This window comes from Sphingomonas sp. PvP018 (genome assembly GCF_017876865.1).
Lineage (GTDB): Bacteria > Pseudomonadota > Alphaproteobacteria > Sphingomonadales > Sphingomonadaceae > Sphingomonas > Sphingomonas aerolata.
This window is the reverse complement of sequence record NZ_JAGIOU010000001.1, coordinates 198154-211642: the sequence shown is the minus strand read 5'-3', so window position 1 is coordinate 211642 and position 13489 is coordinate 198154. Positions and strand designations below refer to the sequence as shown.

13 protein-coding genes are annotated in these 13489 nt (G+C 65.3%); 11 read left to right on the top strand and 2 right to left on the bottom strand.

Annotated elements, in window-relative coordinates:
* The first annotated feature begins 29 nt into the window (after positions 1-29).
* From J3A66_RS00800 to J3A66_RS00775, 6 genes are all read left to right on the top strand, one after another.
* Positions 30-371 carry a hypothetical protein gene (locus J3A66_RS00800; protein ID WP_192138802.1) on the top strand — a complete coding sequence of 114 codons (342 nt, stop codon included), beginning with the start codon at positions 30-32 and terminating at the stop codon, positions 369-371.
* 186 nt (positions 372-557) lie between these two features.
* Positions 558-1079 carry a sigma-70 family RNA polymerase sigma factor gene (locus tag J3A66_RS00795; RefSeq protein ID WP_348633963.1) on the top strand — a complete coding sequence of 174 codons (522 nt, stop codon included), beginning with the start codon at positions 558-560 and terminating at the stop codon, positions 1077-1079.
* Positions 1076-2056: a FecR domain-containing protein gene (locus J3A66_RS19175; RefSeq protein ID WP_209566561.1), complete on the top strand. Its 981-nt coding sequence runs from the start codon at positions 1076-1078 to the stop codon at positions 2054-2056. The genes J3A66_RS00795 and J3A66_RS19175 overlap by 4 nt, the downstream gene beginning before the upstream one ends.
* Positions 2057-2155: 99 nt before the next feature.
* Positions 2156-4852: a TonB-dependent receptor gene (locus J3A66_RS00785; RefSeq protein WP_245336649.1), complete on the top strand. Its 2697-nt coding sequence runs from the start codon at positions 2156-2158 to the stop codon at positions 4850-4852.
* A gap of 69 nt (positions 4853-4921) precedes the next feature.
* Positions 4922-6535, top strand: coding sequence for an alpha,alpha-trehalase TreF (treF, locus tag J3A66_RS00780; RefSeq protein ID WP_245336648.1), 1614 nt, complete (start codon positions 4922-4924; stop codon positions 6533-6535).
* Between the two features lie 72 nt (positions 6536-6607).
* Positions 6608-7261: a nicotinamidase gene (locus J3A66_RS00775; RefSeq protein ID WP_245336647.1), complete on the top strand. Its 654-nt coding sequence runs from the start codon at positions 6608-6610 to the stop codon at positions 7259-7261.
* Between the two features lie 70 nt (positions 7262-7331).
* On the opposite strand, the gene J3A66_RS00770 is transcribed toward J3A66_RS00775, so the two are convergent.
* Positions 7332-8345, bottom strand: a complete 1014-nt coding sequence (locus tag J3A66_RS00770) for an SDR family oxidoreductase (RefSeq protein WP_209566560.1) — start codon at positions 8343-8345, stop codon at positions 7332-7334.
* 5 nt (positions 8346-8350) lie between these two features.
* The gene (locus tag J3A66_RS00765; protein WP_209566559.1) at positions 8351-9016 is read right to left on the bottom strand and encodes an HAD family hydrolase; all 666 of its coding nucleotides are present in this window, start codon (positions 9014-9016) and stop codon (positions 8351-8353) included.
* Positions 9017-9532: 516 nt separating this feature from the next.
* On the opposite strand from J3A66_RS00765, the gene J3A66_RS00760 reads away from it, so the two are divergent.
* The 5 genes from J3A66_RS00760 to J3A66_RS00740 all read left to right on the top strand — a co-directional run bounded on the left by J3A66_RS00760 (position 9533) and on the right by J3A66_RS00740 (position 13488).
* Positions 9533-10705, top strand: a complete 1173-nt coding sequence (locus J3A66_RS00760) for a zinc-dependent alcohol dehydrogenase (RefSeq protein ID WP_209566558.1) — start codon at positions 9533-9535, stop codon at positions 10703-10705.
* A 77-nt stretch (positions 10706-10782) separates the two neighbouring features.
* Positions 10783-11247: a hypothetical protein gene (locus J3A66_RS00755; protein ID WP_042466707.1), complete on the top strand. Its 465-nt coding sequence runs from the start codon at positions 10783-10785 to the stop codon at positions 11245-11247.
* A gap of 83 nt (positions 11248-11330) precedes the next feature.
* Positions 11331-11834, top strand: a complete 504-nt coding sequence (locus J3A66_RS00750) for a ferritin-like domain-containing protein (protein WP_031439927.1) — start codon at positions 11331-11333, stop codon at positions 11832-11834.
* A 66-nt stretch (positions 11835-11900) separates the two neighbouring features.
* The gene (locus tag J3A66_RS00745) at positions 11901-12179 is read left to right on the top strand and encodes a hypothetical protein (protein WP_192070941.1); all 279 of its coding nucleotides are present in this window, start codon (positions 11901-11903) and stop codon (positions 12177-12179) included.
* A gap of 136 nt (positions 12180-12315) precedes the next feature.
* The gene (locus J3A66_RS00740) at positions 12316-13488 is read left to right on the top strand and encodes a crosslink repair DNA glycosylase YcaQ family protein (RefSeq protein ID WP_209566557.1); all 1173 of its coding nucleotides are present in this window, start codon (positions 12316-12318) and stop codon (positions 13486-13488) included.
* The last annotated feature ends 1 nt before the right edge of the window (position 13489 follow it).

The following is a 13489-nucleotide window of genomic DNA, read 5'->3' as shown; positions in this document are numbered from 1 at the left end:
AAACATCCACCGAAAGATTACGCAGCGACATGGCCCGCAAACATTCGAAACATGCCCCGTATGAGGAGCCCAATCGCGAAGACGAGGAAGGCCCGGCACCGGTCGCGCCGTGCTGGCTCTGCGGCCGCGCGCTCGGCAAGACCATTGTCTGGCATCATCCCGTGCCCAAGAGCCGGGGCGGTCGCGATGTCGTGCCGATGCATCCGATCTGCCAGCAGACCTTGATGGCGAATTTCACCAATTCCGAACTGCAACGCCACGGCATGAATGTCGACGCGCTGCTCGCCGATCCCACGGTCCGCAAATTCGTGGATTGGGTCGCGAAGAAGGATCCTGATTTCACCGCGACGACGACAAAGAAGCAGCGCTGACCAGCTATGCCTCGTGGAGGGACCCAGAAAACGGTGTTCACGGCTATTGGGACACTGACGGATTTCCGGCTTCAATATAGATTTCGAGCACCGCACGTTTGGCCGCGTCAAATACCGAGCAGCGAGACACATTGACGTAACAGACCCGGCTATTAGAAACCGGTCATGGCTATGGAGGGGGAGCAAGTGTCCGGCCTTGGCGAAAGGACAACGATCCTTCGCACGCTGGTCGAGACCTATACCCGGCCGCTCAGCCGGTACTTCACGCGGCGCGTGTCCGCGCCACACGACGTCCCCGATCTGGTCCAGGAGGTTTTCCTGCGACTCAGTCGGCTGGAAGACCCGAACGGCATTCGCCAGCACGACAGCTTCATCTTCGTCACCGCAGCCAATGTCCTCAAGGATCAGGCCCGGCGCAATCAGGCGCGGGGCGCGGGATTGTCCGATCCGATCGACGATCTTTCGCTTGAAGGTTCGGATTTCGCGCCCGACCGCGTCTTGGCGAGTAAGTACATCGCGGACGCGTTGCGTCATGCGCTTGCCGAACTGCCCGAACGGACACGTGACGTGTTCGTGCTCAGGATGCTGGAGGGATTGAAGATGGCCGATGTCGCGCATGCCATGGCGATCTCGACGCGCGCCGCCGAGAAGCACCAGGCGCGCGCGCTCGCGCATGTCGCGGAACGCCTGAAGGACTGGCATCGGTGAGCGATCCGGTCATGATCGAAGCCGCGGAATGGGCCGAACGGCTCGACCGCGACCCGAGCGCCGCAATGCGTGCGCGGTTCGAAGACTGGCATGCGCGACCGGACCACGCTGCAGCCTGGGCGGTGATAGCCCAAGCACGGGCGGCTAGTGCAGCGCTGGCGGACCATCCCGACCTGCTGACATTGAGACACGCGGCCGTGGCACGCGCTGCGCTGCGCCGCGAGCCGCGACGGGTCGCGCCGTGGATACTGGCCGCGGCCGCCTGTGCCACGGTGGTCGCGCCGCTGGCCCTGTGGCGCTTCGCCGATGATACGCCTGCCGTGCAGGTCGCCGAAACACCCGTGTACCGGACGGCGACGGGTCAGCGCCTGATGGTCACGCTGTCCGACGGGTCGCGGCTGACTCTCGATACCGACACGCGGGTCCGGATGGCCTATACGCGCACCGAGCGTCGATTGGTGCTGGAACGCGGACAGGCCTTGTTCGAGGTCGCCAAGCACCAGACCCGGCCGTTCGTCGTCACTGCCGGCGCGCAGGCGGTCACCGCGCACGGCACCGCGTTCGACGTGCGGCTCGAAACCAGTGCGGTGCGCGTCGCGCTGCTCGAAGGGCTCGTCAGCGTCGCCGGCAAGGGCGCGCACGGCAAGCCCGTCGCGATGGTGCCGGACGACGTCCTGACCGCATCGGCCAGCGGCGTGTCGGTTCGCCACATGCCCGGCAGCGCGCAGCGGCTGGCAAGCTGGAGCGAAGGGCGGCTCGTGTTTGAGGACGAGGCATTAAGTCAGGCCGTCGCCGAGATAAATCGCTACAGCGTCCAGCAGATCGCGATCGCCGACGCCGCTGCGGGCCGGGTCCGGATCAGCGGCGCATTCCGGACGGGCGATGTCCAGCCGTTCCTCAACGCGCTCGAACTAGGCTTTCCCGTCAGCGTCGATCGGCACCCTAACGGCAGCATCACGATCGCGTCGAAAAAATAATCGACCCTAGGGCAAAACCCGGTTCGGGTTTTCCAACGTGCCGCGTCTTTATCGTCAGATCGACCCCGGCAGAGGGATCGCACGAACAGGGAGGGTTGCATGACATCCACAGGCAGGGCCGTGCTGATACGCGGCGTGATGTTGACCGCATTGGCGCTCGGCGCAGGCGGGATCCCGATCGGCGTCACCGCGCAGGCCGCTATCGGCATCCGCATCGCGCGGCAGGACATGAGCACCGCGTTGCTCGCCTTCTCGCGCCAGAGCGGCAGGCAGATCCTGTTCTCCCCCAGCCTCGTCCGCGGCAAGACCGCACGCGCGGTGGCCGGCCGGATGGACGTCGGCGCTGCGCTGACGACGATCCTGAAAGGCTCCGGGCTCGGCCACCGACTGACGCCGAGCGGGGCCTATCTGATCATCGACGCGCACTCTCAGGCGGCGGAAGCCACGCCCGCGGCGGTTCAGGTCGCCCCGGCACAGGCGGCCGCTGATCCCGCCGCGACGCAGGTGCCCGAGGAAACCGCCCCCGATATCGTCGTCATCGGCACCGCGGGCGCGGGCACCCGGCGCCAGGATGCCGCGTTCGCGGTCACCACGATCGACAGCAGCATGGCGCAGCGGCTCGGCACTGCCAGCACCGCCGAGGTCCTCCGCGCGGTGCCGGGGGTCAGCACCGAAAGCTCGGGCGGCAAGACCGGCGCGAACATCTTCGTGCGCGGCTATCCATCTGGTGGCGATGCGGAATATGTCACCTTCCAGACGCAGGGCGTGCCCTTCTTCCCGCCGCCGACGCTGTCGTTCCTCGAAAACACGCAGCTGATCCGTATCGATGAGACGATCCAGCGCGTCGAAGCGGTGCGCGGCGGCACCGGCGCGCTGTTCTCGAACGGCCAGCCCGGCCTGACCGTCAACCTCGTCCAGCGTGAAGGGAAGCAGACGCCGGCCGGATTGCTGAAACTCAGCGGCACCGATTTCGGTGAGTTCCGCGTCGACAGCTATGTCTCGGGGCCGATCGACGACAGCACCACCTATATGCTCGGCGGCTATTACTCGACCTCGCGCGGGATCCGTGACGCGCAGTTCGAGGCGGAGCGCGGCGGCCAGATCACCGGCAATATCCGCCATGACTTTGACAAGGGCTCGATCTTGGTCTTCGGCCGCTATCTCGACGATCGCGGCCAGTGGCTGCTGCCCATCCCGGTCGTCCAGGACGGCGACAAGATCCGCGAATATCCCGGCTTCGATGCCGGGACCGGGACGCTCGTCGGACGCGACACGCGGATCGGCGTACGCAATGACGGCAGCCGGGTCGATCTGGCGGATGGCCGCAGCGCGAAAATCTATAATCTGGGCGGCAATTTCGATTACGAACTGGGCAGCGGGATCACGGTGCGCGATCGCGGCAGCTGGATGGAGGGCGATGCGAACACGATCGGTCTCGTCCCCGGCGGCGCCGCGCCGGTCACCGCCGCCGCCTATGCGGCCGGCCGGGGCGGGACGATCGGATCGCTCACCTTCGCGACCGGCGGTGCGGCGGCCTCGCCCAACCAGGCGGTCGTCGAGGCCGGCCTCTGGAGCGTCGAGAAGCACATCCAGGCCTTCGTCAACGATTTCGCGCTCGAGTGGAAATCGGGCAGCAACACGCTGACCGGCGGCGTCTACTACACGCGGTACAAGTCGCGTGACCGATGGAATCTCGGCAACAGCATGCTGCTCACCGCCGAGCCAAACGCCCGCCGACTGAATCTGACATTCGCGGATGGCCGGATCGTCACGCGGGACGGCTTCTCGGGCGGATCGACGTTCAAGGTCAACGCGCGCTACACCGGCGAGGACGTCGCGGGCTATGCGGTCGACGAACTGCAGATTACCGACCAGCTGCGGATCGACGGCGGCGTCCGGTGGCAGCATCACTCGGTCGACGGCACGCTCGAAAACCTTGCAGCGACGGTCCCGGCGGCGGGTGCGGACGGCAATCCGCTGACGCTCTACGACAATGGCGATGCGCAGCTGAACGGCACCTTCCGCACGATCCGCTACCGCGGCGATGCCTGGTCGTGGACCGGCGGCGTCAATTACGACCTGACCAGGCAGGTCGGCGCGTTCGTCCGCTACAGCCGCGGCAACAGCTTTCCGTTCTTCGACAATCTGCGCGACGGGATCGACGTCGCACCGCAGGTCGACAGCTATGAGGGCGGCGTGAAGGTCTCGACCGGCATCGCCAACCTGTACGCGACGCTGTTCCACAACACGTTCGACGGCCTTGCGACGACGGTCATCACCAGCGGCGCCCCGATCGCGTCGGTCGGCGGCGCCAAGGCGACCGGCGTCGAGTTCGAGGGGCAGTTGCGGCCGTTCGGCGGCTTCACGCTCAGCGGGTCGGCGACCTATCTCGACGCGACCTATCGCGACTTCTTCACCGATGGCGGCCGGACCGATCTCACCGGCAACCGAGTTCAGCGCCAGCCGAAATGGCAATGGCGCGTGACCCCCGCTTATGATCTCGAGCTCGGCGGCGATGCGAAGGCCGGCGTCTATGCAACGATCGGCTATATCGGCGACCGGTTCTCCGACGTCCAGAACGCGCAGGTGCTGCCGAGCTTTTACAAGCTCGACGCAGGCATCACGCTCGATCTGAACCGGCAGGTGCAGTTCCAGGTGATCGGTGACAATCTGACCGACGAGATCGGGCTGACCGAGGGCAATCCGCGCACGCTCGGATCGCAGGGAAGCGGCACGATCCTCGCAAGGCCGATCGTGGGTCGCTCGATCCGATTCGCCGCCGCGTTCAAGTTCTGACACAGCCCAGGGTGATCGATCCCGCCCCGTCGGGGGATCGATCACCCTGGCGAAATGGTTGCGATCTTCATGAAAACCCTTTGCCGTTTTGCCGCCCTGGCCTCGGTCGCCGCGATGGCGCCTGCCCAGACCGCTCCGTCCCGACCGACCGCCTCTCCCGCACTCTCTGCCGCGAAGGCCCAATCGCCAGCCGATATCTACGGCCCGCTGTTCCAGGCCGTGCAGCAGGGTCACGTCTTCGCGGACGGCAAGACGTTCGTCGATGCCGTCCCCAAGCGCGCCGCCGCGGCGATCATGGCGGACTATGCGCGGACCAGACCCGCCGGCCCTGCGCTGAAGGCGTTCGTGCTCGCCAACTTCGTGGTTCCCGGCGAGAATGACCGGGGCTCGAGCGATCTCCGGTCGCATGTCCGCGCCCTGTGGCCGCAACTCGCCCGTCAGCCGGTCGCCCCCGTCGCAGGCAGCTCCGCACTGCCGCTGCCGGCACCCTATGTCGTGCCGGGCGGACGCTTCCGCGAAATCTATTACTGGGACAGCTATTTCACGATGCTCGGGCTGAAGGTCGATGGCCAGCAGCCGCTCGTCGAAGCGATGCTCGACGATTTCACCAGCCTGATCGAGCGCTACGGGCATATCCCGAACGGGACACGGACCTATTATCTTAGCCGGTCGCAGCCGCCTTATTATGCGCTGATGCTCGATCTCTCGACCAACACCGATCCCGCTGTCGCAAAGCGTAGACTGGCGGCGCTGCGCGCGGAGCACGCCTTCTGGATGAAGGGCGGAACTTGTCTCGACGGCAATCCGGCCTGTCTCCGCGTGGTGCGGATGCCCGACGGCAGCGTGCTCAACCGCTATTATGACGACCGCGATACGCCGCGCGACGAATCCTATGCCGAGGATGTCGAGACCGCGGCCAGGGCGGCACCCCGCGCCGCCGCCGATACGCAGCGCAACCTGCGCGCGGGCGCGGAGAGCGGGTGGGATTTCAGCTCGCGCTGGCTCCGCGATCCGCGGTCGCTCGCCACAATCCACACCACCGACATCGTGCCCGTCGATCTCAACAGCCTGATCTGGGCGATGGAACGCCGCATCGCCGCGCGCTGCCAGACCGCCGGCGACACCCCCTGCGTGACCGAATTCACGACCCTGGCGACCAAGCGCAAGACCGCGATCGACCGCTATCTCTGGCAGGCGACGACCGCGCGCTACGCAGACTGGGACCTGTCGACGCGCATGCCCACGACCAGCATCAATGCGGCGATGCTGCACCCGCTGTTCGTCGGGCTTGCGTCGCCGGCCCAGGCGAAGGCCGTCGCCGCGACGGTGCGCAAATCATTGGTCGCCGAGGGGGGCCTGCGCACGACGACGCTCAACACCGGACAGCAATGGGACGAACCCAATGGCTGGGCACCGCTGCAATGGGTCGCTGTCGCTGGGCTCGAGCGAAACGGCGAACCGGCGCTGGCCAAGGACATCGCCAGACGCTGGCTCGGGACGGTCGGCGCGGCCTATGCCGATACCGGCAAGATGCTCGAAAAGTATAATATCGAACAGCGCATACCCGGCGGGGGCGGCGAATATCCGGTCCAGGACGGGTTCGGCTGGACCAACGGCGTAACCAGCGCGATCCTCGATCGCTTCCCGGACCTGGCCCGGCCGTCGACCAGTGTTCGCAGATAGGAATTCGGCGATACGATCATTCTTGTAATAGGCCGCCTTTGACGCGACCTGTCGGCTTTGCAGGAGATGACATTGGGTATCGAGCAGTTCACCGGCGACGCAGCGATCACGGGGTCGGACGCGCTCATCGTGGTCGACCCGCAGATCGACTTCTGCCCGGGCGGCCGGCTGGCCGTTGCGGGCGGAACCGAGATCATGGCCGAGATCGAGCTACTTGCCCCGCGGTTCCAGCATGTCGTCGTAACGCAGGACTGGCATCCGGCCGGGCACCTGTCGTTTGCGAGCAGCCACTCCGGTCGAAAGCCGTTCGATACCGTGGCGATGCCATATGGCGAGCAGGTCCTCTGGCCTGATCACTGCGTCCAGGGAACCGCTGGTGCCGAGTTCCATCCCGGGGTGGAGGGCACCATCCGCCGCGCACACGTCATCGTTCGTAAGGGGCTTAATTCGGACATTGATTCCTATTCGGCCTTTTTCGAGAACGACAAGACGACGAGAACGGGGCTGGCCGGGTATCTGCGGGACAAGCAGGTTCGGCGGTGCGTGTTCGTTGGGCTGGCCTATGATTTCTGCGTTGCCTGGTCGGCACTCGATGCGCGGCGCGAGGGCTTCGAAGCGTCTATCCTGAAGGACTACACCCGAGCGATCGCAATGCCGGTCGGCGACGGAACGACGGTAGACGTGGCGGAAGCGCAGTTCCGCGAAGCCGGAGTTCGTTTGATATAGACTGCTAAATGGCGCGGAAGGACGCGCATGGCGAGGCCGCGCACGCTCCCTCCCCTTTACGTGCCTGATATTACCGGCGGGCATCCTTTGGTCGGCCGAGCGCGACGACGATACCAGTGCCGACAACACCGAGCATCACAACCGCCGGGTGAAGCTTCTGCACCTGCAGCACGCTGCTCGACGTGCGCGCGTGGACATTCTGGGTCCCGCGCAACGCGTCGACCCGCGGATCATAAAGATTGTCGCGGCGTGCCGGATCACCGGGATCCCCGGGCTTCTGCTGCGCGAACGTGCCGACCAGTTCCATGATCCGGTCGCTCACCCGCGGCGCGGCGCGCGAGAGGAGTGATGCCAGCAGCCCGCCACCACCAGCATACAGCGTCCGCCGCGGCGTCTCGCACGCGAACAGCACCGCGTCGGCGACGACCGAGGGGGTGTAGAGCGGCGGTGGCAGGCGCGGTGGTTGATCCATGAAATTGCGCGCATGTTCGGGGAATGGCGTGTCGATCGCACCGGGCTTGATCAGCGTGACCGAGATGCCGGCCCCCTCCTGCTCCAGCTCCATCCGCAACGTGTCCGTCAGCGCCTGAACCGCATGCTTGGTCGCGCCATAGGGCCCCTGCTCGACGATCGCGCGGTCGCTGAGGATCGAGCCAATGTTGACGATCGCGCCGCCTCGCTTGCGCAGATGGCGGGCCGCGACCAGCGATCCGTGCAGCACGCCAAAATAATTGACGTCGACCACGCGCCGGTGATCGGCGACCGGCACCTGATCCAGTGTGCCGTACGTGCCTGTCGCGGCATTGTTGACCCAGCTGTCGAAGCCGCCGAACGCCGCGACTGCAACGGCGGCGACACGCTCGACCGCCGCCAGGTCGCTGACGTCGGCGACGCAGACCGCGATGCGTCCGCCATCGGCCGACAAACGGACGCGGAGTGCCTCGAGCGCGGCGTCGTTCCGCGCGGTCGCGACCACGGCCGCACCGCGTTGCACGGCGGCCTCGACGATTGCGAGGCCGTTGCCGCTGGTCGCGCCGGTAACGACGATGACCTGATCGCGAAGGAGTTTCAGTGTGACGGCCATGGCGATCAGCGTCCCAGCGGCGACTGGGCGTAATCGGCAAGCAAGGCCGCGACATCGTCATAGATCGCGACCGCACCCGCGCCGTTCAGTTGCTCGTCGCTGAACTTGCCCGATCGGACCGCAACCGCGGCGATCCCGCATTTGGCGGCCGCCTCGATGTCATAAGGCGTGTCACCGACGACCATCACCTCAGCAGGATCGATCCCCGGCAGCGCCCTCAGCGCGGTCGCGAAAATGTCCGGGGCGGGTTTGGTGCGCTCGACGTCGTCGCTGCTCGTTGTCGCGCCTATCAGGTCGCGCGCCTCGAGCAGCGCGATGTAATGATCGAGCTCCGATCCCGACGCCGACGAGGCGAGCACGACCTGCTGCCCCAGGCCATGCGCGTGCGCCAGCAGATCATGCGCGCGAGCGAACGGCTTGGCAGTCTCGAGATATTTTGCCTTGAAAATCGCGCCGTGCGTATCGCCGAGTTTCTCCTGCTCCTCCGCGTCGGCACCGGGCAACAGGGTCGGCACGAGCATGTCGGTCCCCTTGCCGATCTGATCGTGGATCACCTGCCGGTCGAAGGACGCCCCGACGCCTGCAAAGGCTTCCTCCCAGGCGAGGACATGCATGTCATTGGTATCGACCAGCGTGCCGTCGATGTCGAAGAGGATGGCCTTGATCTGCATATCTTGTTCCCGAATCGAAGTCGCGTTTGCCAGCCGGCATGCCAGCGTCGCGCAGGTGCGCCGGTGAGTGTCGGCGAAGGTTGCTGACATCCCAACGGTCCGCTGTCCGAATTGGCCCCGACGACGGCAAGCATGGCGGCGCGCGCATCCTCCGTGAAACGGTTGAAGGTGTGATTTTTCGCCGGCGAGGAGCCCAACCCGACGCCCATTTTTGGCAATTTGCCAATGATCCCATGCGTTTAGTCACACTGATGAGGATCAATACAAAATATTCCCGACGAATAGTCAAGATCGTCAGGAACGATGAGGACATCCAAATCGCTATGTCTCCATCAATATCCGGGGCCTGACGTGTGGCTTGACGGTAGGACACATGACGCGATGACGCCGCCTGGCGTTCGCGTTGTTGTTTCTGCTGACTATGCTTCCTCGAGATGGCCCGATGGCTGATGACTTCTGACGGCGGCTTGTACTTTCGAAGGTACGGCACGCTACTTACAAGACGGAGACTTTCTGATGCGCGCACTGGTTTGGCATGGAAAAGGCGATGTTCGGGTCGACACTGTCGCGGACCCAGAGATCAAGCATCCGCGCGACGCGATCATCAAGGTATCGTCTTGCGCGATTTGCGGGTCCGATCTTCATCTGCTCGACGGCTATCAGCCGACCATGCAGGCCGGGGACATTCTCGGCCATGAGAATATGGGCGTCGTCGTCGCACTGGGCTCCGAGGTCACCAACCTGAAGATCGGCGACCGCGTCGTCGTGCCGTTCACGATCAGCTGCGGCGACTGCTTCTTCTGCCGCAAGGGCCTGTTCTCAGCGTGCGAGCGGACCAACCCGAATGCCGAAATGGCGATCAAGGCGATGGGCCATTCGCCTGCCGGCCTGTTCGGCTTCAGCCACATGCTCGGTGGGTATTGCGGTGGCCAGGCAGAGTTTCTGCGCGTGCCGATGGCTGATATCGGCCCGATCAAGGTGCCCGACAACATCACCGACGATCAGGCGCTGTTCCTCTCCGATATTTTCCCGACGGGCTATATGGCCGCCGAGAATGCGAACATCGAAGAAGGCGACACCGTGGCGATCTGGGGCTGCGGTCCGGTCGGCCAGTTCGCGATCCGATCGGCGCTGATGCTCGGCGCAGGCCGCGTGATCGCGATCGACGAAGTGCCTGAGCGTCTCGCGATGGCCGAGGCCGGCGGGGCGGAGACGATCAACTTTGCCGAGGTCGACAGCGTCTATGACGAACTCCAGTTCCGCACAAAGGGCCGCGGCCCGGACAGCTGCATCGACGCCGTCGGCGCAGAAGCCTCGGGTCATGGCGCGATGGATGCGGTGATCGACAAGGTGAAGGCAGCGACGTTCCTCGCGACCGACCGTGTGCATGTCCTGCGCGAGGCCATCATGAGCTGCCGGATGGGTGGCACGGTCTCGATCCCCGGCGTCTATGTCGGGATGGGCGACAAGATCCCAATCGGCGCGATGATGAACAAGGGGCTGACGATCAAGACCGGCCAGACGCATGTTCAGGCTTACACCAAGCCGTTGCTGGCGCGGATCGAAGCCGGCGATATCGATCCGAGCTTCGTTGTGACTCACCCTGCAAGTCTCGAGGATGCGCCCGAAATGTACCAGAAGTTCCGCGACAAGCAGGACGGTGTCATCAAGGTCGTGCTGCGGCCGTAACCCTGCCCCACCCCGGTCCGCTCGGCATGCCGATCGGGGTGGCCGCTTCCTATCCACGACCGTCACGAGGAGTTTCCATGAGCGACAAGGTTCATACCCCCGTCCCGGGCAATCCCGCGAGCAAGGGCGCGCCGGATGGCGTCTCGGAGTCGCCTCGCAGCGATACCGACGGCCGCGTTCACGGTCGCAGCGACGGCGGTGAGAGCGCGGGCGGCGCCTATCCCAACCCGCACGAAGGCAAGATCGACGCCGATACCAGCCCCGCGTCGCAGGGCGGCCAGACGGACATCGCCTATCATGGCGGCGGTCAGGCGGGTGAAGACGGGGGCAGCGCCGGCAACGCCGTCGCCGGCTCGCACGGCGGCGGCGGTACGACGATCGCGGCCGACCCCGATGCCGATCGGACCCCGCACTCGATCGCAGCCGAGCATGGCACGATCAAGGTCGTTGAGACGTCCGGTATCGCCGAGGCCGAGGCAACCGGCAAGGTCGGTACCGATGCGCGCTATGAGCACGAACAGGCAAAGCCCGGCGCCGGCTGACGCCAGGACGACACGCTACACCCTTATTCAACGTCAACCACGCCACCGGACGTTTCATCCGGTGGTCCAGCAAGGACCATCCCATGTCTGCACCCGAAGATCTGAAAGACATCTACACCGACGAGCTGAAGGACCTGTGGTCGGCGAACGACCAGATGAAGAAGGTCCTGAAGAAGATCACGTCGAAGGCCAGCGATGCCGCGCTGAAGGACATGCTGACCAAGTCGCAGGCGGATATCGAGAAGCATACCGACCTCCTCAAGGAGTTGATCGCGTCGAACGACGAGAAGGTCTCGAAGGAGCATTGCAAGGGTATGGAAGGGCTTGTGGCCGAAGCCACCAAGCATGTCGTCGAAGAGGGTCCGGCCAAGGGTCCGTTGCTCGATGTCATGATCATCGCCCAATATCAGCGGATGACGCATTACGGGATCGCCGGTTTTGGTACAGCCGCAGCCTATGCCAAGGCGCTGGGTCTCAAGGATGATCACAAGGCGCTGAACGCGGCCACCAAGGACATTTACGGTGGCGACGAATATATGACGAAGCTCGCCGAGACGAGCGTCAACATCGACGCCGAAGACGCCTGAAATGATCGCCCGCCGGCTCACCCCGGCGGGCGATGTCCTGCCCCGTAGACGACGGACGCGACAGTCATGACCACCTACCCCTTGAGCGAGCCGGCCCGGATCTTCGCTGACGCATCGTCCGCCGGCGCGACATCGACGGAAGTCGGACGCGGAACGCTCGAGGCATGCGTCGATATCGTCGCTGGTCTGTCGGAGGCGCGGCAGCGTTCCGTCGCCATCCACATGGACGATCTCGACCTCCGGTTCGATGCGCGGGAGATCGGCGAACTTCTCCACTACCTCCGTACGGAGAAACCGGGTCTTTCAAACGCGGAAATTACCGAGATCAAGGTCGCCGACCAGTAGCGACTAAGGCGCTCGCGGCGTTTCGCGATTGCCCTTACGCCCCGCGACTCCCGCATCACACGGGGTACGCTGTAGCCCGGCGGGGGCAGCCGGGGTAACATTGACCGTCGCTGTCTTTTGCGACCATCATCACCGCATGATCATCTCGCAGGCCGATGCGCGCCGCATTGCCCTTGCAGCCCAGGGGTTCGACCGTCCACCGCCTCCTCGGGTCACGGCAGCGCATGTCCGCAAGGTCGCCGATCGGACGGGCCTTATCCAGATCGACAGCGTCAACGTGCTGGCCCGCGCGCATTACCTGCCACTGTTTTCCCGGCTTGGCCGCTACGACCGGGCGCTGCTGGAGCGCGCCGCCTGGGGTCCAAAGCCGCATCGCCAATTCTTCGAATATTGGGCGCATGAGGCGTCGCTGCTGCCGCTCGAGCTTCATCCGCTGCTGCGATGGCGGATGGCCCGCGCTGAACGAGGCGAGATCGGCTACGCCGCGCTTCGCCGCTTTGCGACAGAGCATCGCAGCGAAGCCGACGCCGTGCTGGCGCGCATCGCAGCCGAGGGCCCCCTGACCGCCGCCGATTTCGAAAACGGGACGAGCCGCAGCGGCTGGTGGGAATGGAGCGACGTCAAACACGCGCTAGAATGGCTGTTCTGGTCGGGCCGGATCACGACGGCGACGCGGCGCGGCAGTTTCGCGCGGGTCTATGACCTGCCCGAGCGGGTGCTGCCCCCTGCCGTGCTCGCCATGCCCACGCCGAGCGTCGCCGAGGCGCAGCGGGCGCTGATCGAGCGGAGCGCCCGCGCGCTCGGCATCGCGACCGCTGCCGAGCTGCGTGATTATTTCCGGCTGAAGCCCGTCGAGGCGGATCATGCCATTGCCGATCTGGTCGAGGATCAGGTGTTGGTGCCCGTCCGCGTGGACGGCTGCAGCCAGAAGGTCTGGCTCCACCGCGACGCCGCGGTGCCCCGCCGGGTGCGCGGTGCGGCCTTGCTGGCACCCTTCGATCCGCTGATCTGGGAACGCGGCCGCACCGAACGCCTGTTCGGCTTCCGGTACCGTATCGAGATCTATGTGCCGCAGGCGCAACGCACCCACGGCTATTATGTGCTGCCCTTCCTGATGGACGAGGCGTTGGTCGCGCGGGTCGATCTCAAGGCGGACCGGCAAGCGGGCGCGCTGCTGGCGAAGCGCATAACGTTCGAACCGGGGGCGCCCGACGACACGCTGCCGCGCCTGCAGGTCGAGTTGGAGCGGATGGCGCAATGGCTCGGCCTGTCTGACGTTCGTGTCGGCGACATCATCCGCCCCGCGTGAT

Bases quoted from the DNA above. Each gene is read 5' to 3' on its own strand.
- J3A66_RS00800 (WP_192138802.1), top strand. From the start codon at position 30: ATGGCCCGCAAACATTCGAAACATGCCCCGTATGAGGAGCCCAATCGC.
- J3A66_RS00785 (WP_245336649.1), top strand. From the start codon at position 2,156: ATGACATCCACAGGCAGGGCCGTGCTGATACGCGGCGTGATGTTGACC.
- treF (WP_245336648.1), top strand. From the start codon at position 4,922: ATGAAAACCCTTTGCCGTTTTGCCGCCCTGGCCTCGGTCGCCGCGATG.
- J3A66_RS00770 (WP_209566560.1), bottom strand. From the start codon at position 8,345: ATGGCCGTCACACTGAAACTCCTTCGCGATCAGGTCATCGTCGTTACC.
- J3A66_RS00765 (WP_209566559.1), bottom strand. From the start codon at position 9,016: ATGCAGATCAAGGCCATCCTCTTCGACATCGACGGCACGCTGGTCGAT.
- J3A66_RS00760 (WP_209566558.1), top strand. From the start codon at position 9,533: ATGCGCGCACTGGTTTGGCATGGAAAAGGCGATGTTCGGGTCGACACT.
- J3A66_RS00755 (WP_042466707.1), top strand. From the start codon at position 10,783: ATGAGCGACAAGGTTCATACCCCCGTCCCGGGCAATCCCGCGAGCAAG.
- J3A66_RS00750 (WP_031439927.1), top strand. From the start codon at position 11,331: ATGTCTGCACCCGAAGATCTGAAAGACATCTACACCGACGAGCTGAAG.
- J3A66_RS00745 (WP_192070941.1), top strand. From the start codon at position 11,901: ATGACCACCTACCCCTTGAGCGAGCCGGCCCGGATCTTCGCTGACGCA.
- J3A66_RS00740 (WP_209566557.1), top strand. From the start codon at position 12,316: ATGATCATCTCGCAGGCCGATGCGCGCCGCATTGCCCTTGCAGCCCAG.